This is a genomic window from Phytohabitans flavus (assembly GCF_011764545.1).
In the GTDB taxonomy this organism is placed as follows: domain Bacteria; phylum Actinomycetota; class Actinomycetes; order Mycobacteriales; family Micromonosporaceae; genus Phytohabitans; species Phytohabitans flavus.
This window is the reverse complement of sequence record NZ_AP022870.1, coordinates 6,748,622-6,767,906: the sequence shown is the minus strand read 5'-3', so window position 1 is coordinate 6,767,906 and position 19,285 is coordinate 6,748,622. Positions and strand designations below refer to the sequence as shown.

The following is a 19,285-nucleotide window of genomic DNA, read 5'->3' as shown; positions in this document are numbered from 1 at the left end:
CGACGTGAGTGTGCATGCCGGAATCTACCGGATAAGTCAGTTTCGCCGGGACACGCCGGAAGAACCGGTGCAGAGTGACCTGGTCCTCCCTCGCAAAAGATCACTTACGGTAGTGACCTTGGTCGCTCGCCGCCGAGTTCCCAAGAATTTTTCCGGACAAATGCGCTGTACCAGGAATCTTTCCGGCGGCTACCTCACGCTTGGCCCTTGCGGCAACCTGGCTGGTACGGATTAGCGTGCCATCGTGAACGTTCCGCGGGGCTGCGCGGTCCGGTAATGGCTGGAGCGCGCAAGCCGGTCGTCGAGGTACGGCGCAGCCAGCGCCGGCGTCGAACGGTGTCCGCCTACCGGGATGGTGAGCGGGTGGTCGTGCTCATCCCGACCAGTTCTCCCGCGCCGAAGAGACCGAGTGGGTCGACAAGATGCTCGCCCGCCTGGCCGCCCGCGAGGAGCGCGTCAGCCGCTCCGACGACGAGCTGCTGCTCCGGGCGCAGCGGCTGACCGGCCGCTACCTGAGTGAGTACACACGGACCGCGGTACCGGCGAGCGTCCGCTGGGTGACCAACCAGAGCGGCCGGTGGGGCTCCTGCACCCCGGCCGACCGCACGATCCGCATCTCCCACCGCATCCAGGAGATGCCCGACTGGGTGATCGACTACGTGCTGCTGCACGAGCTGGCCCACCTTGTCGTGCCGAGCCACAACGCCCGGTTCTGGGAGCTCGTGGGGCGCTACCCGAAGGCCGAGCGGGCCCGGGGTACCTGGAGGGCATCGCGGCCGCCACGGGCGTGGTCCTCGGTGACTAGGCGTGCGCGCCGTGACGCGTACCCGCGTGCGGGCGACTAGCCTCGGCACAATGACGTACGGGTTTGAGACGCTCGCCATCCACGCCGGCCAGGAGCCGGACGAGCGGACGGGCGCGGTGATTCCGCCGATCTTCCAGACCAGCACATACGCGCAGGACGCGGTCGGGGCACCCCGCCAGGGGTACGAGTACGCCCGCTCGGGCAACCCCACCCGCGACGCGCTACAGGAGTGCCTGGCGGCGCTGGAGGGCGGCCGGCGAGGGCTGGCGTTCGCCTCGGGACTGGCGGCGGAGGACACGCTCCTGCGCACCGTGTGCCGGCCAGGCGACCACGTGGTCATCCCCGACGACGCGTACGGCGGCACGTACCGGCTCTTCGCCAAGGTGGCTGAGCGCTGGGGGCTGAGCTGGACCGCGGCCCGGATCTCGGACGCCGACGCGGTGCGGGCCGCGATCACCGACCGTACCAAGGTCATCTGGGTGGAGACGCCCACCAACCCGCTGCTCAACATCGCCGACATCGCGGCCCTCGCCGCCCTGGCCCGCGAGCACGGCGCCCGGCTCGTCGTCGACAACACGTTCGCCTCGCCGTACCTCCAGCAGCCGATCAGCCTCGGCGCGGACGTGGTGGTGCACTCGACCACCAAGTACGTCGGCGGCCACTCCGACGTGGTGGGCGGCGCCCTTGTCGTGGCCGACCCGGGGCTGGGCGACGAGCTGGCGTACAACCAGAACGCGATGGGCGCGATCAACGGCCCGTTCGACGCCTGGCTGACCCTGCGCGGGTGCGCACGCTGGGCGTCCGCATGGACCGGCACTGCGACAACGCCGAGCGGATCGCCGCGTACCTGCACAGCCACCCCAAGGTCAAGCGGGTGTACTACCCAGGGCTGCCCGAGCACGCCGGCCACGAGACCGCGGCGAAGCAGATGCGAAGGTTCGGCGGGATGGTGTCGTTCCTGGCCGCGGGCGGCGAGCAGCACGCCGTGGAGGTCTGCAACCGGGCCCGGCTCTTCGTGCTCGCCGAGTCGCTTGGCGGAGTGGAGTCACTGATCGAGCACCCCGGCCGGATGACACACGCGAGTGCTGCCGGCTCGCCGCTTGAAGTACCCGCGGATCTCGTGCGACTGTCTGTCGGCATCGAGACCGCCGACGATCTGCTCGCCGACTTGGAGCAGGCGCTCGGCTGAGCTTGCTCGCTGATCTTCTCGAGGGCTGCTCGGCGCGGGTACGCGCTGCGCCGGCCAGCCGAGACACTGCGCACCCAGGGGAGGGGCTGTGCAACAGACGTGGGTCGGTGCGACGGCTAAGCAGATCGCCCGCGCCGTACGCCGCGGTGACACGTCGGCGACGCAGGTCGTCGCCGACCACCTCGACCACCTCGCGACGGGCGACCCGGTGCTCACCGCGTTCCGGGTGGTCCGCGGCGGCGAGGCGATCGTCGAGGCCGAGAAAGTCGACGAGCAGGAGGACCTGGCCAACCTGCCGCTGGCCGGCGTGCCGGTCGCGGTGAAGGAGAACACCGCCGTGGCCGGCCTGCCCAACTGGAACGGCTCGGCCGCCGCCCGTGGGCCGGTCGCCGAGGAGGACCACGAGGTGGTGCGCCGGCTGCGCGGCGCCGGCGCGGTGGTGCTCGGTGTGACCCGGATGCCGGAGCTGGGAGTGTGGGGACGACCGACGACCCGTCGGGCACCACGCGCAACCCGTGGCGCACCGACCGTACCCCCGGTGGCTCATCGGGCGGCGCGGCGGCTGCGGTCGCCGCGGGCCTGGTGCCTTTCGCGCACGCCAACGACGGGTTCGGCTCGGTCCGCATCCCGGCGGCCTGCTGCGGCCTGGTCGGGATCAAGCCGGGGCGAGGCGTGGTGCCCGCGGGCATCGGCGCCGACGACTGGTTCGGCCTGGCTGAGCACGGCATCCTCGCCACCACCGTCGCCGACGCGGCGGTCGGGCTCGCGGTGCTCGCCGGGCGCCGGCCGGAGAAGCTCGTCGAGCCGCAGCGCCTCAAGGTCGCGGTCTCGCTCCGCTCGCCCGTGCTGGGGTACGCCTGGACGAGCCCAACCGCGATGCGGTCGCCACGGCCTCCCGCCTGCTGGTGGCGGCCGGGCACGACGCGGTCTCGGCCGATCCGGTGTACCCGCCGTCGCTGGGCATGCGCGGGCTCGCGACATGGTTCGCCGCGGTATCGCGGGACGCCGAGGCGGCGGGCCTCGACCGGGCCGAGATGCAGCCGCGGACCCGCAGGCACGTCGCCCTCGGGGCCTGGGCGCTGCGCCGCGGGTACGTCCGGGAGGCGGACCGCGCGGCCTGGCGGGAGCGCTCGATCGACTTCTTCACGGACCACGGTGTCGACCTCATGCTCACGCCCGCGCTGGCGGCCACGCCACCGAAGGCCGAGGGCTGGTCGGGCCGCTCCTGGACGGCGAACATGACCGCCAACATCCGGTACGCGCCGTACGCCGCGCCCTGGAACATCGCCGGCCTGCCCGCCCTGGTGGTACCCGTGGGCGTGCGCCCGGACGGGTTGCCGGTGGGCGTGCAGCTTGTCGGACCGCCCGGTTCGGAGCTGCTGCTGCTCGCGGTGGCGGGGCAGTTCGAGGTCGCGGCACCGTGGCGGCGGCACGCTCCCGCCTGGCCGCGCGTGGGGCAGCTGGCGGATGGTGCGACTATCGAACCGTGAGTGAGCTTCTGACACTGGAGGACGTGCAGGCGGCGCGTGAGCTGCTCGGCGACGTCGTGCGGGTCACACCGCTTGAGCCGTCCCGCCCGCTCTCCGCCGCACTGGGTGGGCCGGTGTGGCTGAAGTGCGAAAACCTCCAGCGTGCCGGTTCGTACAAGGTCCGCGGCGCCTACGTCCGGATCGCCCGCCTCTCACCGCGAGAGCGGGCCCGTGGGTGGTCGCCGCGAGCGCCGGCAACCACGCCCAGGGCGTGGCGCTCGCCGCCGGCCTGCTCGGCGCCAAGTCGACGGTCTTCATGCCGGTGGGCGCGCCGATCCCGAAGGTCGCGGCGACCAAGGGGTACGGCGCGGACATCGAGTTCGCCGGCAGCACGGTTGACGACGCGCTTGTAGCCGCTCGGGAGTTCGCCGCGCGCACCGGTGCGGTGTTGATCCACCCGTTCGACCACATGGACGTGATCGCCGGGCAGGGCACGGTGGCCCTGGAGATCCTGGAGCGGTGCCCGGAGGTGGGCACGATCGTGACCGGGCTGGGCGGGGGCGGGCTGCTCTCCGGCATCGCGGTGGCTGCCAAAGCGCTCAAGCCGGACATCCGGGTCATCGGCGTACAGGCGGCGGGCGCCGCCGCCTACCCGCCCTCGCTGGAGGCCGGTGCCCCGGTGCGGCTGCCGCACATGTCCACGATGGCCGACGGCATCGCGGTGGGCTGCCCGGGCGACATCACGTTCGCGCACGTCAGCAAGCTCGTCGACGGCGTGGTGACGGTGACCGAGGAGGACATCTCGCGGGCGCTGCTGATGCTGCTGGAGCGCGGCAAGCTCGTGGTGGAGCCGGCCGGCGCGGTGAGCGTGGCGGCGCTGATGTCGGGCGCGGTCAAGGCCGAGCCGCCGGTCGTCGCGGTGCTCTCCGGCGGCAACATCGATCCGCTGCTGCTCCTGCGGCTGATCGAGCACGGGCTCGCGGCGGACGGCCGTTTCCTGCGTTTCACCGTGAGCTGCGGCGACAAGCCTGGTCAGCTGGCCGCGCTGCTCGCTCAGATCGCCGAGCAGCGGGCCAACGTCGTGGACGTGCTGCACACCCGCCACAACCCGCGGCTGCGGCTGGGTGAAGTGGAGGTCGCGCTATCCGTGGAGACCCGCGGCCCAGAGCACTCCGACAAGCTGATCGGCGCACTGCGGGCGCAGGGCTACACCGTCCATTTCCCAGCGACCTAGCCGCCGAATGGCTCGAAGCGGACCACCGTGACCTTGATGTCCGCGCCGCTGGGCGCGGTGTAGGTGACCGTCTGGCCGGTGCCGGCACCCAGGATCGCCTGGCCGAGCGCGGACTCAGGACTGTAGACGGTCAGGTCGGTGGTCGCGGCGACCTCACGCGAGCCGAGGAGGAACGTCTCGGTGTCGTCCGCGTCGTCGTCAAAGTGGATCGTGACGACGGTGCCGGGCGCCACCTTATCGGCCTTTGGCGCTTCGCCCACCTGCGCGGTGCGCAGGAGCTCCTGGAGCTGACGGATACGCATCTCGGCTTTGCCCTGCTCTTCACGGGCGGCGTGATAGCCCCCGTTTTCGCGCAGGTCGCCCTCTTCCCGCCGAGCATTGATCTCGGCAGCCATCGCCGGACGGGCCGCGATCAACTCATTGAGCTCGGCCTGCAGGCGGTCGTACGCGTCCTGAGACAGCCAGGTGGCAGGCGCCTCGCGATCGGTGCTGGACACAGACGATCTCCTCCGTAGGGCTAATGGGCGAACAAGGTAGAACTACTAACTTACCAGTGCACGACACCTTCAGAATTGGCTATTTTTTCGCGGATTTTCAACCGCGCGCCTTCGTGACGTGTTCTGTTGCTGTGGGCCTTCTGTTGTTACGCCGCCCGGCAGCGGACCACTTCCCCATTTATCGGGCGGCCGGTGGTAGCGAGCACGTACCTGGTGACCGGCCGGGTCTCGCCGGGCGGGGCATCGACGCGCACCTCGGCCTTACCGACCTCGGCACCGTCCCGGGAGCGGGCCCGGACCACGCACATCGCCGCGCCGCCGTCCGGCACATTCACCCGAAACTCGATCACGACCTGCGAGTCGGTGATGCCGGAGTACTCCAGGACCTGGCCGTCGTACGTCGGATCCCCGTACTGCTGGTAGAGGCGCACGGCGAGCCCGACGCCCGCGGCGATCACCAGGGCGAGCAGCAGCGCGACCAGCTTCGGGCGGCGGCGACCTGGCTCCCGCCGGCGGCCATACCGCCCGGGCGGGAACACCGGGGCGCCGGTGCTCGTTGTGGCGTGCGTCTCGGTCACCGGGTGCGGTCTCCTGCGCTTGTTGTCGGAGGCATCGGCCAGAATGGCGGAGTCCATGTCCAAAGACCATCTTCGCAGCCGGCGCTCGACGGGGTTCCGGCAGGTACCGGGGGAGTTCCAAGTGGCAGAGCAGCTGCGCCTGATGGCGGTGCACGCCCATCCGGACGACGAGTCCAGCAAGGGCGCCGCAACGATGGCCAAGTACGCGTCCGAGGGCGTGCAGGTGCTGGTCGTGACATGCACCGGCGGCGAGCGCGGCAGCGTGCTCAACCCGAAGATGGACCGCCCCGACGTCTGGGAAAACATCGCGGAGATCCGTCGCGGCGAGATGGCGGCGGCCCGCGCGATCCTCGGCGTCGACCAGGCGTGGCTCGGCTTCGTCGACTCCGGCCTGCCCGAGGGCGACCCGCTGCCCCCGCTGCCCGACGGCTGCTTCGGGCTGGAGGACCCGCAGGCCGCGGCCGGCCCGCTCGTGCGGCTCATGCGCGAGTTCCGCCCGCACGTCGTGCTGACGTATGACGAGGAGGGCGGCTACCCGCACCCCGACCACATCATGTGTCACAAGATCAGCGTGGTGGCGTTCGAAGGGGCCGGCGACCCCGAGCAGTTCCCCGAGATGGGCGAGCCGTGGCAGCCGCCGAAGCTCTACTACCACCACTCGTTCACCCGGGCGAAGTTCCAGGCGCTGCACGAGGGCATGGTCCTGGCCGGGCTCGAGTCGCCGTACCAGGAGATGCTCGACCGCTGGGCCGACGAGGGCGCCGACAAGGGGCACCGGATCAGCACGCGGGTCGAGTGCGCCGACTTCTTCCCGCTCCGCGACGACGCGCTGCGTGCGCACGCCACTCAGGTCGACCCTGACGGACCGTGGTTCCGGGCGACGCTGGAGATCCAGCAGCGGGTGTGGCCGACGGAGGACTACGAGCTGGTCACGTCGCATGTGGAGTCGTCCCTGCCGGAGACCGACCTCTTCGCGGGGTGCGCGCCGCAGGGTGATCGGACAGGCGTACGGTGGGGTGATGCTGACGGCTGTCGAGGTGCTCGCGCAGAATAATTTCGGCGACACCCGCTCCGGCGGCCTGGCCGGGCCGATGGGGCTCTTCATCATCGTGCTGCTGGCGATCGCGACGGTGCTGCTGATTCGCAACATGAATTCTCGGCTGCGCCGCCTCCCGGGCCGCTTCCAGGGGCAGGAGGCGGACGCTCCGTCAGCCGATCCCGCCGAAAGTGTCCAAGATCCGACAGATCGCTCGGACCGCGCCTGAGCGTGTTCATGGGGGTAGGGCGCTCCCTCGAGCCGGATCGGCAGCCTTCAACGGCGCGTGTTGCCACTTGATGGCGAAACCGACCCGGCGACCCCTGTTGCCGCAAACCGGTTTGGCTTAGCCTCGCCGGGGGCCTTTGTCCCCGGACCGCGGGCTGAAGGGGCGCCGATGCACAATCGCCACGGTTTCCCCTGTTTGGGGTGCAAGCGGACATTTCGGCCGGCGATCAGCGAGGGCTACCCGTGACAGCCTCGCGTGTGACCGCGGCGGCGCCGAAGCGGATCCGCGCGCTCCACATCGTCGTCCTCGCCATCGCGCTCCCAGTCGCCATCGCGGGCCTGCTCATCCCTGTCGATGTGCCGGGCGTTGGTGAGCTTTCGCCGCTCGCCCGAGCGGGCGTGGCCGTCGGCGTGATGGCGCTCGGCCAGCTGGCGCGCCTCCGCTTCCGGGTGGGTGCCGGCGCGGTCAGCGTCACGTGGGGCGAGGCCGCGTTCATCGTCGGGCTCTACCTCGCGCCCGCCGAGTGGCTGCCGGCCGCGACATTCGTCGGCACGTTCGTGGCCTGGGTGCTGCTCACGTACTTCAGCGACCGGCGCTCGCCGCTGGAGCTCCTCCACGTCGCCGGCTCGCTGACGCTGGCCGTGGCTGCCGGCGCCATCGCCACCCGGGCGATCGCCGACCCGCTCGACGCGCGGCTCACACCGACCCTGGCCGGCGCTCTGGCGCTCGGCTCTCTGGGATACCTGCTGGTCACCGGGTGGCTCGCGGCGATGACGCTGTCCGTGCGGCAGGCCCGTCCGGCGGGCGGGCTGTTCCTGCGCGCGGTCCGGGCGAAGTTCCTGATGTTCGTCGGCAACGTACTGGTCGGCTTCGTGGTGGTCAGCATGATCGAGCGCGACCTGCGCTGGCTCCTGCTGCTCCCGCCCGCGCTGTGGCTGCTCCAGCAGACGTATGGTCACCGCCTCCGGGCCGAGGCGGAGCGGCGGCTGTGGTCCACGTTCGCCGCCGCGACGCGCGAGCTGAGCCGGCTCGACGAGCGGGCGGTCGCCACCGCGGGCGTCAACGGCGCGCTCAGCATCTTCGGCGCCGAGGCGGTCGAGGTCCACGTGGTCCAGCCCGACGGCTCCCGCCGGCGGTACAGCGGCGACGCGTCCGGCACGCTGGCCGAGGCGGACCTGCCCGAGTCGCTCCCGGAGACGCTGCCAGAGGAGCCGGGCCTCGTGCGCCTGACGGTCGCCGGCGCGCCCGTGGGGATGCTGCGCGTGCGGTTCCCCCGCGCGCTGGAGCCGGGGCAGCGGGAGCAGATGGCCCTGTCAGCGTATGCGGACGCGCTCGCGACCGCGCTGCACGACGCCGCCACCCACCAGGCGCTCGAGGCGCTGACCGCGCGCTCCAAGTTCGAGGCGGTGCACGACCCGCTGACCAAGCTGGCCAACCGCTCGGCGTTCCTGCTCAACGGCGACGCCGCGCTGCGTCAGGTCGTGCGCGACGTGCCGGTGGCGCTGCTGCTGCTCGACCTCGACCGGTTCAAGGAGGTCAACGACACCCTCGGCCACGCCGCCGGTGACGAGCTGCTGCGCGGCATCGCGGATCGGCTGAGGGCCTTGGCCGCGCCCGGCGAGCTGCTCGCGCGGTTCGACGGCGACGAGTTCGCGCTGCTGGTGACCGACCTTGAGGCGCCCGACGGCGACCGCTCCTCGCCGATGCCGCAGGCGCTGCGCCGCGCCCGGGCGGTCAGCGAGCAGATGGCCGCGCCGATCGAGGTGGCCGGCGTGGTCATGTCGGTCGAGGCGTCGGTCGGTGTGGTCGTCGCGCCCGCGGGCTCCGCTGACGTGGCCGAGCTGGTGCGCCGCGCGGAAAACGCGATGTACCAGGCCAAGGAGGGCGGCGGCAGCGTCGCCTGGTACGACAGCGCCAAGGACGAGGCGAGCACCGACCGGCTGGCTCTGCTCGCGGAGGTGCGCGAGGCGCTCACCGTCGACGACCAGCTTGTGCTCGCCCTCCAGCCGGCGGTCGACCTCGACACCGGCGCGCCCACCGGCGTGGAGGCGCTGATCCGCTGGCGCCACCCACGGCGCGGTTCGCTGAGCCCGGTCGATTTCGTGCGCGTGGTGGAGGGCAGCGATCTGCTGGCACCCTTCACGCGGTACGTGGTGGACAAGGCGCTCACCGTCGCCGCCGAGTGGGCCGGCGAGGGCCTTGAGGTGCCGATCTCGGTCAACCTTTCACCTCGCAGTTTGCTTGATCCCCACTTGCCCTCCGACGTCGCCGAGCTGCTGCGCCGCCACCGCGTGCCGCCCGCCGCCTGGTCCTGGAGATCACCGAGACGGTGGTGCTCAGCGAGCTGGAGGTCATCGACGAGGTGCTCAGTGCCCTCCGCGACCTCGGCGTGCAGCTTTCCGTCGACGACTTCGGCACGGGCTACTCGTCGTTCACGTTCCTGACCCGCATCCCGGTCCACGAGGTCAAGATCGACCGCTCGTTCGTCCGCACGATGGCCGACGCCCCGACGGCAGCCGCCATCGTCAACGCCACGGTCGACCTGGGACACCGGCTTGGGCTCCGCGTGGTCGCCGAGGGCGTGGAGACGGCCGACCAGCGAGCCGCGCTGGCCGCCCTGGGCTGTAGCGCCGCCCAGGGCTACCACTTCTTCAAGCCGATGCCCGCCGACAAGATCGTGGCCGTGCTCCGCTCGCTGCTCGACTCCGCACAAGCCCAGGTCTTCCCGCTCCGAGCCGACGGCGCCTCCTGATCCGACCCCACCCCAAGACGGAGATTTCGAGCTACCGCGATCTCCGTCGTGGTCCGGACCGCTGCTCCCGCGGCCTCACCCTCCGCGCTTCACAACCCTCACACCTGCCTGCGCGCATCCGGCCAGGCCGCGGTTGGCCCGCGTCGGCTTGTGGGGGCTCTGGAGCTGGCCGCACCGATGCGCCCGTCCTGACCGACCTTGGGCGTCCGCACCGCTTGGCCGGCATGGCCCGCGGTTAGGGCGCGGTCGGGCGCATTGGTGCGCCCAACTTTGGAGGCCCACCGACGCGGCCTGCCGGCCGGCCGTAGGCGGGGTGGGTTGTGAACCGCGGAGGGTGAGGCCGCGGGAGCAGCGGTCTGGACCACCGCGGACGTCGCGGTAGCTCAATGTTTTGGTTTGAAATGGAGCCTCAGGGCTGGAGCGGGGCGGGCTCGGGCTCGAGGTCTGCGGCCAGAGCGGGTGGGGCCCAGCGGCGGGGGATGAGGCGGCGGGTCGCCAGGTGTTCGCGGGCTGTCCTCAGCGGGTGTGGGTGCGACGCGGCCAGGGCGGCCACCCGGCGGGCTGCGAAGCTGCTGCCGCCGAAGAGCAGGGCGGGGATCCAGGGGACCACCGCTACCAGCGAAATCGCGCCCACGGCCGCGGTCCACGGCACGCCCAGGGAGGCGAGGCCGACAGCGAGGGCGGCGTTGTGCGGGTCGGCGCCGCCGAAGCGGGGGATGATGCTGGCCAGCTGGCTGGCGGCGAAGACGGTCACCAGGCCCAGCAGGCTCACGCTGCTGCCTACACCGATCACCGAGCCGAGGATCAGGCCGGCGACGCCCACCTGGTACAGGACGGAGATCGTCAGCCCGAAGCCCAGCACCCCCGGGCCGGGCAGTGGGCGGCGGGCCAGCAGGTCGGGGCGGCGGCGGTGCACCACCAGCGCGGCAATGCCCGCGACTGCCGCCACGGCGCCGAAGGCGGCGAGCATCTCCCACGGCAGGGTGACGCCGGCGAGCACCACGGCCAGCGCGATGCCGGCCATGCCGATCACCCGGTCGAGCGCGACCTCGGCGACCGCGACGGTGCGACCGAGGCCGACCTGGTGCAGGCGGTGTACGCGCCACAGGTCGGCGGCGGCGTGTACCGGGGAGACGAGGCCGAGCAGCTCGCTCTCCGCGTACACCCGGATGTGCCACCACCGGCTCCGGCCGCTCATCGACAGCGAGTGCCACCGCAGGGGCACAGCAGGTACTTGCCGATCGTCCAGGGGAGCAGGCCCAGCAGTACCGGCAGCGGCGAGGCCTGGGGCACGCTCGCGAGGCTCCACACTGCCACCACCACGCTGGCCGCCAGCACCGCGAAGCCGAGCCAGGGGTTGGTGACGACGGGGCGTAGCCTCGTCCAGACCGTGCGCATTGCCACAGGCTGGCAGCAGTCGGTTATGGCCAGTTGGCCGCTAATCAACCAATCAACGACTCAAACGCGGCACTACCAGGCCAGACTCGTTCGCCGTAACCACCGCGGCAGTACGCGTGTGAGGGCCGGAGACCCGTGAGAGGCTGGAAGGGTGAATCGGCTCGGGAGTGCGACCTCGCCGTACCTGCTTCAGCACGCGGACAACCCGGTCGACTGGTGGCCGTGGAGCGAGGAGGCGTTCGAGGAGGCGCGGCGGCGGGACGTGCCGGTGCTGATCTCCGTCGGATACGCGGCCTGCCACTGGTGCCACGTCATGGCGCACGAGTCGTTTGAAAACGAGGGCGTCGGGCGGCTCATGAACGCCAACTTCGTCTCCATCAAAGTGGATCGCGAAGAGCGGCCCGATGTCGACGCCGTCTACATGACCGCCACGCAGGCGATGACCGGGCAAGGCGGGTGGCCGATGACGGTCTTCGCCACGCCGGACGGGCAGCCCTTCTTCTGCGGTACGTACTTCCCGCGCCCCAACTTCATCCGGCTGCTGGAGAGCGTCACGACCGCCTGGCGCGACCAGCGCGAGGCCGTGCTGCAACAGGGCGCCGCGGTGGTCCAGGCGATCGGTGGCGCCCAGGCGGTCGGCGGCCCCACCAGACCGCTCACCGCCGAGATCCTGGACGCCGCCGCGCTCCAGCTCGCCAAGGAGCAGGACGAGGTGTACGGCGGGTTCGGCGGCGCACCCAAGTTTCCCCCGCACATGAACCTGCTCTTCCTGCTTCGCCACTACCAGCGCACCGGTTCGGCCGCGAGCCTGGAGATCGTGCAGCACACCGCCGAGGCGATGGCCCGCGGCGGCATCTACGACCAGCTGGCCGGCGGCTTCGCCCGCTACTCGGTGGACGCCACCTGGACCGTGCCGCACTTCGAGAAGATGCTCTACGACAACGCGCTGCTCCTGCGGGTGTACACCCACCTGTGGCGGCTGAGCGGCGACGCGCTTGCCGGCCGGGTGGCAGCCGAGACGGCGGCGTTCCTCCTCGACGGGCTCGGCACACCAGAGGGTGGCCTCGCCTCCGCTCTCGACGCGGACACCGACGGCGTGGAGGGCGCCACCTACGCCTGGACCCCGGCCCAGCTGCGCGAAGTCCTCGGCGACGAGGACGGCGCCTTGGCAGCGGACCTGTTCACGGTTACCAAGGCGGGCACGTTCGAGCACGGCACGAGCGTGCTGCGGCTGGCCCGCGATATCGACGGCGCCGACCCGGCGGTGGCGGAGCGCTGGAGCGGGGTGCGGGCGATGCTGCGCGAGGCGCGCGACCGGCGTCCGCAGCCGGCACGCGACGACAAGGTGGTGGCCGCTTGGAATGGGCTGGCCGTCACGGCGCTCGCCGAGCACGCGATGGTCACCGACGATGAGGTGACCGGTCGGGCGGCTCGGCAGATTGGCGAGGTGCTCGCCGAGCGGCACATCGTCGGCGGGCGGCTGCGCCGGGTGTCACGGGCCGGTGTGGTGGGTGAGCCGGCCGGTGTTCTGGAGGACTACGGCGCGGTGGCCGAGGGCTTCTGCGCACTGCACCAGCTGACCGGCGAGGGCGGTGGCTGGAGCTGGCCGGGCAGCTGCTCGACGCGGCCCTGGCCCACTTCGCCGCGCCGGGCGGCGGCTTCTACGACACCGCGGACGACGCCGAGCGCCTGGTGGCCCGCCCGGCCGACCCCACCGACAACGCCACGCCCTCCGGCCTGTCGGCGATGGTGGCGGCGCTGACCGCGTACACGGCGCTGAGCGGGGAGACCCGCTATCGGGAGGCGGCCGAGGCGGCGCTCGCCACGGTGGCACCGATCGTCGACAAGCACCCGCGCTTCACCGGGTACGCGGCGGCGACCGGCGAGGCGCTGCTCTCCGGCCCGTACGAGATCGCGATCGTCACCGACGAGCCGACCGCCGACCCGCTGCGGATGGCCGCCCACACGCACGCCCCGCCCGGCGCGGTCGTCGTCGCCGGTATGCCCGACCGGCCCGGCGTGCCCCTGCTCGCGGACCGGCCGATGATCGACGGACAGCCCACCGCGTACGTGTGTCGCGGCTTCGTCTGCGACCGCCCGGTCACCGATCCCGCCGAGCTCGTGGCCCAGCTCGGCGGGTGAGCTGGCCGCGCTGGGTAGGGCGCTGCCCGAGGAGGCGTACGCGAGGGCCGAAGGTAGAGCTAGGCTGGCCCGCGAAATGGATACCCGAACCGGTCTTCCCGTTGTCGGCATGGTGGGCGGTGGGCAGCTGGCCCGGATGACCCATCAGGCCGCGATCGCCCTCGGCCAGTCGCTGCGCGTGCTCGCCGCCTCCCCCGACGACGGCGCCGCGCTTGTCGCGGCCGACGTGCAGTACGGCGACCACAGCGACCTCGCCGCGCTGCGCACCTTCGCCAAGGGGTGCGACGTCGTCACGTTCGACCACGAGCACGTGCCCACCGAGGCGGTACGCGAGCTTGTCTCGTCCGGAGTGTCCGTTTACCCGGGGCCGGACGCGCTCGTGTTCGCCCAGGACAAGCGCGCCATGCGCCAGCGGCTCTCCGCCCTCGGCGCACCGGTGCCCCGCTGGCGCCCAATCTCCTCAGCCGAGGACCTTCGCGCGTTCGGCGACGAGGTCGGCTGGCCGGTGGTGGCCAAGGCGGTGCGCGGCGGGTACGACGGCCGCGGCGTGTGGATGCTCGCCCAGGGTGACCCGCTGCCGTCCGGCGTCGAGCTGATCGCCGAGGAGCGGGTGGCGCTGCGCCGCGAGCTGGCGGTACAGGTGGCCCGCTCGCCGTTCGGGCAGGTCGCGGCCTATCCCGTGGTCGAGACAGTGCAGCGGGAGGGCATCTGCGTCGAGGTGCTAGCGCCCGCCCCCGACCTCCCTTCCACCCTCGCGGTGGCCGCCCAGCAGCTGGCCATCGACATCGCCACGGCGCTGGACGTCGTGGGCATGCTCGCGGTCGAGCTGTTCGAGGTGGACGGTGGCCTGGTCGTCAACGAGCTCGCGATGCGCCCCCACAACTCGGGTCACTGGACTATCGAAGGTGCCCGTACGTCACAGTTCGAGCAGCACCTGCGCGCGGTCCTGGACTACCCGATGGGCGAGACCGCGCTGACCGCACCCGCCGTCGCGATGGCGAACGTGCTCGGCGGCCCGCCCGGTGGCATCGCCCTCGACGAGCGACTGCACCACCTCTTCGCGGCCGACCCGGGCGCCAAGGTCCACCTGTACGGCAAGCAGCTGCGCCCGGGCCGCAAGGTCGGGCACGTCACCGTGCTCGGCGACGACATGGAGGCGGTACGGGCCCGTGCCGCCCGTGCCGCCCGCTGGCTCCAGGAGGGGCGATGACCACCGTTGGCGTGATCATGGGCAGCGACTCCGACTGGCCGACGATGAAGGCGGCAGCCGACGCGCTCGCCGAGTTCGAGGTCCCGTACGAGGTACGCGTGGTGAGCGCCCACCGCACCCCGGTCGGCATGATCGAGTACGCCCAGTCCGCCGCCTCCCGCGGTCTCCGGGTGATCATCGCCGGCGCCGGCGGTGCCGCCCACCTGCCCGGCATGGTGGCCTCGGTCACCCCGCTCCCGGTGATCGGGGTGCCGGTACCGCTCAAGCACCTTGACGGCATGGACTCGCTGCTGTCGATCGTGCAGATGCCCGCTGGCATCCCGGTCGCCACGGTCTCCATTGGCGGCGCCCGCAACGCCGGCCTGCTGGCGGTCCGCATCCTGGCCGCGTCGGACGACGCGCTCCAGGAGCGGGTGGTCGCGTTCCAGGAGGCGCTCGTCGAGGTGGTGGCGCAGAAGGACGCCAACCTCCGCGCCTCCCTCTAGCGCCGTACGTTCGCTCTGTTGCCGCTGCCGGGTCAGCGCATCCGGGTGACCGCGCGCCACCGCTCCTGGGTGCGGCGGCGGCTCTCGTTCGTGGCGCCGAAGTAGAGCAGCAGCGCGCCGACCGGGATCAGGATCAGCCACGACAGGCCGACCAGGGTCAGGGCGTGCAGGGCCGCGATGACCGTCACGGCCGTGCCGATGACCAGCGGAGCCTGCTGGCGGGTACGGGCGCCGTAGATGACCGTGGCGACCGCGCCAAGCAGCAGCAGCACCTCGCGCGTGGCGCTGGCTTCACCGCGGACGGCGACGACAAGCGTGGGCACGAAGGCGGCGATCAGCGCCGGTCCGTACGCGCTCCAACTGCTCAGGTCGGGGCGCTGGCGCAGCTCGACCAGGCCGACGAGCAGGGCGAGCGCGGCGAACGGCAGCGTGTACGCCTCGGGCACGGACACGTCATTCAGCGCCATGAAGAGCCACCAGGCCACGATCTCGCAGGTGATGCTCGCCCAGAAGAGCGTGCGGCGCTCCAGCGCGCGGCGGCCGGGCCGGGCGGCGGCGACGCCGAGTACCGCGCCCCAGGCAGCCAGCAGACCGGCCACGTGGGCCGGTGCGTCGAACGCCAGGGCGAGGGCGACAAGCGCGGCGCCGTACCCGCTCCACTCCACCGTGGCCGCCTCGCGGTAGGCCTCCGGGCGGCGCAGGCGGGGGATGACGGCGGCGACCAGGAGCAGGGCCGCGCCGACGCCGAGCACGCCGTACGCGGACCAGGCCGCCGGCAGCCCGACGACGAGCGTGATAGTGAGCACCAGGCCCATCGCGGACGCCGCCGCGAAGAGCCAGCCGAGGATGCGGGCCCGCTGGCTCTGCCCGAAGATCGCCGCGGTGGCGCCTACGGCGACCGCACCGCCGAGCGTGAAAAGCGTGAGCGAGCGGGTGGCGAGGCTGCCCGCCAACCCGGCGCCGCCCGCCGCCAGGCCCAGCGCGAAGACCATGATGCGGGTGATCCGCAGCGGGCGGGCGCGTTCGGCGGGGGCGGGGGCGGCGTGAGAGCCAGGCCGAGCATCGCGAGCGTGAAGACCGCGAGGGCGGCCATCGTGGAGGCCGGCCACGCGGCACTCAGCGCGATCGGGGTGATCAGCAGGGTGATCGCCGCGCCGGGCAGGATGACCGGGATCGCCTGGGCGAAACCATTCCGCTGCGGGAGCGCGGCGCGACTCTCGTCCGGCGCGGACAGGCGCCCGCCGAAGCCGACCGCGGCCAGCGCCGCCGCGATGGTCAGCAGCAGCGTGCCGAGGACGTCGGTGGGGTCGACCGAGCGGTCCGGGTTGACGAGGTCGTCCGGCGGGCCCTGCCAGATGTGGTTGACCGTCTGGTGCGGGTCGACGAGCGCGGCCACCAGCGCCGGGGTGATCGTCGAGAGGGCGATGAGCGTGGGGAGCGCGGCCACGAGCGCCGCGCCCATCTCGGGGCTGACCGGCCACCGGCCGCGCGGCGCCACGACAGAGGGCATCCGCCGCCAGACCCCGCCGAGCATGACCGACCAGCGCTGGGTGGGCTGGCCGACGTACTGCGGGGGAGGCGTCGCGCCACGCAGCAGCTCGGCGACCACGCCGAGGAGCGCCGCGGCCGCCGCGTACACCCCGATCGGCAGGTTGGTGGGGATTGTCGCGACGGCCGTGATCGTGGCGCCGCCGGCGATGCCCACAGTCGCGTACGGGAGGTAGCGGGCAACCTTGCGGCGTACCAGCGCGATCACCCCGAGGCCGGCGGCCGAGCCGGCGAGCGCCCAGGCGAGCACGGTGGGCGCGCCCTGGCCCAGTGACGCCGCCGTCGAGGCGAGCGCACCCGGCAGCGCGAGCAGGGCGCCGCCGGCCGCCGCGCCGCCGATCTGGCCGAGGTGGAGCGGCATCTCGACCTCGGGGGTGGGGCGCTGCCCGGTAGTTCTTCGAGCTCGGCGTCGTCGAGCGCGGGCAGCATCCGCGCGAGCGTCGCGACGAGCGCACCGACCAGCACGATCATGATCAGTGCCGCGGCGGTCGTCCAAGGCCGTACCAGGCTGGCGCCCGCCGCATGCAGCGCGACACCGGCGGCCACGGCGGCCCGGGCCAGCCCGGCGCGGGGATCGTCGGCGATCACCGCCCCGACGCCGTAGATCGCGGCGACCGCGCCGCCGACCAGCAGTGGCGACCACCACGGCAGGCCGAGCGCGACCGGCGCGCCGATGGTGGCGAGCCCCACGCAGACAGCGGCGACGTCGTACGCCCACGGGCGCGGCAGCACGATCGCAGCCGCCCCGGCCAGCAGTGCGAGTGCGATCGGAGCCTGCCAGCCCACCCCGCCCGCGCTGGTCGGCCACGCACTGAGGTCGGCCTCCCAGAGCGCGCCCGGCGCGGCGAGCACGCGCAGGCCGCCGCTGAGCGCGGTGTACCCGGCGATCACCGCGACCACGGCCCCGCTGGCCGCGACGCCGAGGATCGGGCCGCGGCGCCAGTCCGGTGGCATCGCGCGCACGCCGACGGCGACGAAGAGTACGAGCAGCGCGGCGACCGCCAGCACGGCACCGGGGAAGAGGATGCTGGCGATCCGCGCGCAGGTGCCGATGATCCCCGCGATCGCCGCCGCGGCCGCGAAGTCGGGTCCGTCGAGCAGCCGGTCGGGCCGGCGTCCCGCGTCGATCGACGGGGCGAGGAAGAGCAGCACCGCGCCGACCAGCAGCAGCGCACCCACCCAGGCGTCGGCAACCTCGGCGCCCGGGGCCCGAACGCGGCCGCCGTCACCGCCAGCGCGCCCAGCCCCGTGCCCAGCGACAGCGGGAAGGCGATACGCCGCCAGGCGACCTGTGCCAGCGCCGCGTACCCGAGGGTCGCGCACACCGCCACGAACGCGGCCGCGAGGATCGGCACCGCGGCGTCGGCGCGTACCGGTGCGGCGGCTGCCACAGCGGCCGCCGCCGCTCCCGGCATCGCGAACGCCGCGCCACCGGCCGCCCAGTCGCCCACCATCTCGGCGTCCGGACCGGCCCGCAGCAGCTGAGCCGGCGCCGGCTCGTCGCGCAGCGCGGCGGCCTGCTCGGGCAGCCACGAGCCGGCGATGGCGATCAGGACGCCAGCCACGGTCAGGACGGCGAGTACCGCCGCGGTCGATGCCGGCCGCGCGAGCGACGCACCGGCGCCGACCAGGCCGACCAGCGCGGCGCCGGCCACGTGCGCCTGGGCGGCGCGCTCGGTCTTCGCGTACAGGCCGGTGACGCCGATCCCGATCGCGGCCAGCACGGGCAGCCACGGCGCGGCCGACCAGGGCAGCGCCAACGACGCCGGCGCGGCCAGCGCGGTCAGGGCGACGCCGGCGACCGCCGACTCCCGCCGCGCCTCCGGCGGCAGCGAGAGCACGGCCGCGATCGTGAGCAGCAGGGCGGTCGCGGCTAGCTGCCAGCCCGCCTCGCCAGCGGCCTGGACGAGACGACTGTGGTACACGTCGAGGTCGGCATCCCACACGGGCATCGCCGCTTGGACCGGGGCGATGGCGGCGCGCAGCGCGGTGCCGGCGACCACGACGCCCATGACGATCAGGGCGGCGGCCGAGGCGAGCTGCGGCCCTCGGTGGAACGGCTCGGGGACCGCGCGCACGCCGAGGCCGGCGAGCGCGATCACCGCGGCGATGAGCAGCAGCGCCCGTCCCGGGACAGCGACCGCCACGAGCTGCGCCGCGGCACCGATCACCGCGAGCGTGAGCGCCCCGGCGGCCACGTCGACGACGACCCGCCGGCCCAGTCCCATGGCGCCGACGACCCCGACGGCCGCCGCGAGCACAAGCGTGAGGCCGGCGCCCAGCGCGACCGGCGGGGTGGTGGCCCGGAGCGTCGCGACCGCGGCGAAGAGCAGCGCGATGATCACGGCGAGCGCGCTCAGCGCCCAGGTCAGCTGGCGCAGCCACATGGCCGTGGAGTCGAGCATGGGCCTGCGTATCGCGTCCGCCGCGTCGGTGACCACGGCGTCGGACTCCTCCGGCGCGCTCTCCGGGCGCTCGGCGGCCTCCACCAGCGGTGCTTCCGCCGGCTCGCCGTCTTCGTCCTCGATCTCCTTCGGTGGCGCCTGCTCCTTCGGGCCACCGAAGGCGCGGTCCGGGGCTGGCTCAGCCATGGCGGGGCGGCCAGCCGGCCCCGCTGGTCGAACAGCCGCGCGAGCAGCAGATCCTGCCCGGCCACCACGGTCAGCACCAGCGCCCAGCCCGCCGGCCCACTGATCCACTCGTACGCGAGCAG

The 19,285-nt window shown here is 73.0% G+C and carries 11 protein-coding genes and 6 pseudogenes; 10 read left to right on the top strand and 7 right to left on the bottom strand.

Translation table 11 applies throughout. The features are described 5' to 3' along the window. The first annotated feature begins 276 nt into the window (after positions 1 to 276). The 4 pseudogenes from Pflav_RS29570 (at position 277) to ilvA (ending at position 4,697) form a co-directional block, all read left to right on the top strand. A pseudogene (locus Pflav_RS29570) lies at positions 277 to 805 on the top strand (M48 metallopeptidase family protein). A gap of 50 nt (positions 806 to 855) precedes the next feature. After that, positions 856 to 1,994, top strand: a pseudogene (locus tag Pflav_RS29565) (cystathionine gamma-synthase). An 88-nt stretch (positions 1,995 to 2,082) separates the two neighbouring features. Next, a pseudogene (locus tag Pflav_RS29560) lies at positions 2,083 to 3,484 on the top strand (amidase). Beyond that, positions 3,481 to 4,697: pseudogene (gene ilvA / locus Pflav_RS29555) on the top strand (threonine ammonia-lyase). Before Pflav_RS29560 ends, ilvA begins: the two co-directional pseudogenes overlap by 4 nt. Here the strand turns inward: ilvA and greA are convergent. Together greA and Pflav_RS29545 are read right to left on the bottom strand one after the other, a co-directional pair. Beyond that, positions 4,694 to 5,194 (bottom strand): transcription elongation factor GreA, encoded by a 501-nt coding sequence (greA, locus tag Pflav_RS29550; protein ID WP_173039905.1) that lies wholly within the window; start codon positions 5,192 to 5,194, stop codon positions 4,694 to 4,696. The pseudogene ilvA and the gene greA sit on opposite strands and share 4 nt — an antisense overlap. A 146-nt stretch (positions 5,195 to 5,340) precedes the next feature. Next, positions 5,341 to 5,772 carry a DUF4307 domain-containing protein gene (locus Pflav_RS29545; protein ID WP_173042707.1) on the bottom strand — a complete coding sequence of 144 codons (432 nt, stop codon included), beginning with the start codon at positions 5,770 to 5,772 and terminating at the stop codon, positions 5,341 to 5,343. A 121-nt stretch (positions 5,773 to 5,893) separates the two neighbouring features. On the opposite strand from Pflav_RS29545, the gene mca reads away from it, so the two are divergent. The 3 genes and pseudogenes from mca (at position 5,894) to Pflav_RS29530 (ending at position 9,789) form a co-directional block, all read left to right on the top strand. Beyond that, the gene (gene mca / locus Pflav_RS29540) at positions 5,894 to 6,826 is read left to right on the top strand and encodes a mycothiol conjugate amidase Mca (RefSeq protein ID WP_173039903.1); all 933 of its coding nucleotides are present in this window, start codon (positions 5,894 to 5,896) and stop codon (positions 6,824 to 6,826) included. After that, positions 6,792 to 7,037: a hypothetical protein gene (locus Pflav_RS29535; RefSeq protein ID WP_173039901.1), complete on the top strand. Its 246-nt coding sequence runs from the start codon at positions 6,792 to 6,794 to the stop codon at positions 7,035 to 7,037. Before mca ends, Pflav_RS29535 begins: the two co-directional genes overlap by 35 nt. A 413-nt stretch (positions 7,038 to 7,450) precedes the next feature. Further along, positions 7,451 to 9,789 (top strand): annotated as a pseudogene (locus Pflav_RS29530) (putative bifunctional diguanylate cyclase/phosphodiesterase). Positions 9,790 to 10,198: 409 nt separating this feature from the next. Here Pflav_RS29530 and Pflav_RS29525 read toward each other — a convergent pair. Then, positions 10,199 to 10,987, bottom strand: coding sequence for a lysylphosphatidylglycerol synthase transmembrane domain-containing protein (locus tag Pflav_RS29525; protein ID WP_173039899.1), 789 nt, complete (start codon positions 10,985 to 10,987; stop codon positions 10,199 to 10,201). Next, on the bottom strand, positions 10,984 to 11,187 hold the full coding sequence (locus Pflav_RS29520) for a hypothetical protein (RefSeq protein WP_173039897.1): 204 nt from the start codon (positions 11,185 to 11,187) through the stop codon (positions 10,984 to 10,986). The genes Pflav_RS29525 and Pflav_RS29520 overlap by 4 nt, the downstream gene beginning before the upstream one ends. A gap of 151 nt (positions 11,188 to 11,338) precedes the next feature. On the opposite strand from Pflav_RS29520, the pseudogene Pflav_RS29515 reads away from it, so the two are divergent. The 3 genes and pseudogenes from Pflav_RS29515 (at position 11,339) to purE (ending at position 15,024) form a co-directional block, all read left to right on the top strand. Next, positions 11,339 to 13,329, top strand: a pseudogene (locus Pflav_RS29515) (thioredoxin domain-containing protein). Between the two features lie 76 nt (positions 13,330 to 13,405). Beyond that, on the top strand, positions 13,406 to 14,539 hold the full coding sequence (locus tag Pflav_RS29510) for a 5-(carboxyamino)imidazole ribonucleotide synthase (RefSeq protein ID WP_173039895.1): 1,134 nt from the start codon (positions 13,406 to 13,408) through the stop codon (positions 14,537 to 14,539). Next, entirely contained in the window at positions 14,536 to 15,024 is a 489-nt protein-coding gene (gene purE / locus Pflav_RS29505; RefSeq protein ID WP_173039893.1) for a 5-(carboxyamino)imidazole ribonucleotide mutase, read from the top strand. The genes Pflav_RS29510 and purE overlap by 4 nt, the downstream gene beginning before the upstream one ends. A 32-nt stretch (positions 15,025 to 15,056) precedes the next feature. Here the strand turns inward: purE and Pflav_RS49065 are convergent, their stop codons facing one another. The 3 genes from Pflav_RS49065 to Pflav_RS49055 all read right to left on the bottom strand — a co-directional run bounded on the left by Pflav_RS49065 (position 15,057) and on the right by Pflav_RS49055 (position 19,163). Beyond that, positions 15,057 to 16,016, bottom strand: coding sequence for an SCO7613 C-terminal domain-containing membrane protein (locus Pflav_RS49065; protein ID WP_415624342.1), 960 nt, complete (start codon positions 16,014 to 16,016; stop codon positions 15,057 to 15,059). After that, a complete protein-coding gene (locus Pflav_RS49060) occupies positions 15,914 to 16,933 on the bottom strand; it encodes a hypothetical protein (protein WP_415624341.1) in 1,020 nt (339 codons plus the stop codon). Before Pflav_RS49060 ends, Pflav_RS49065 begins: the two co-directional genes overlap by 103 nt. Before the next feature lie 526 nt (positions 16,934 to 17,459). Further along, positions 17,460 to 19,163 carry a hypothetical protein gene (locus Pflav_RS49055; protein ID WP_415624340.1) on the bottom strand — a complete coding sequence of 568 codons (1,704 nt, stop codon included), beginning with the start codon at positions 19,161 to 19,163 and terminating at the stop codon, positions 17,460 to 17,462. Positions 19,164 to 19,285: the final 122 nt, after the last annotated feature.

Coding starts and splice junctions, on each gene's coding strand:
- Pflav_RS29535 (WP_173039901.1), top strand. CDS start 6,792: ATGCTGACGGCTGTCGAGGTGCTCGCGCAGAATAATTTCGGCGACACC.
- Pflav_RS29525 (WP_173039899.1), bottom strand. CDS start 10,987: ATGAGCGGCCGGAGCCGGTGGTGGCACATCCGGGTGTACGCGGAGAGC.
- Pflav_RS29520 (WP_173039897.1), bottom strand. CDS start 11,187: ATGCGCACGGTCTGGACGAGGCTACGCCCCGTCGTCACCAACCCCTGG.
- Pflav_RS29510 (WP_173039895.1), top strand. CDS start 13,406: ATGGATACCCGAACCGGTCTTCCCGTTGTCGGCATGGTGGGCGGTGGG.
- purE (WP_173039893.1), top strand. CDS start 14,536: ATGACCACCGTTGGCGTGATCATGGGCAGCGACTCCGACTGGCCGACG.
- Pflav_RS49065 (WP_415624342.1), bottom strand. CDS start 16,016: ATGGTCTTCGCGCTGGGCCTGGCGGCGGGCGGCGCCGGGTTGGCGGGC.
- Pflav_RS49060 (WP_415624341.1), bottom strand. CDS start 16,933: ATGCCGCTCCACCTCGGCCAGATCGGCGGCGCGGCGGCCGGCGGCGCC.
- Pflav_RS49055 (WP_415624340.1), bottom strand. CDS start 19,163: ATGGCTGAGCCAGCCCCGGACCGCGCCTTCGGTGGCCCGAAGGAGCAG.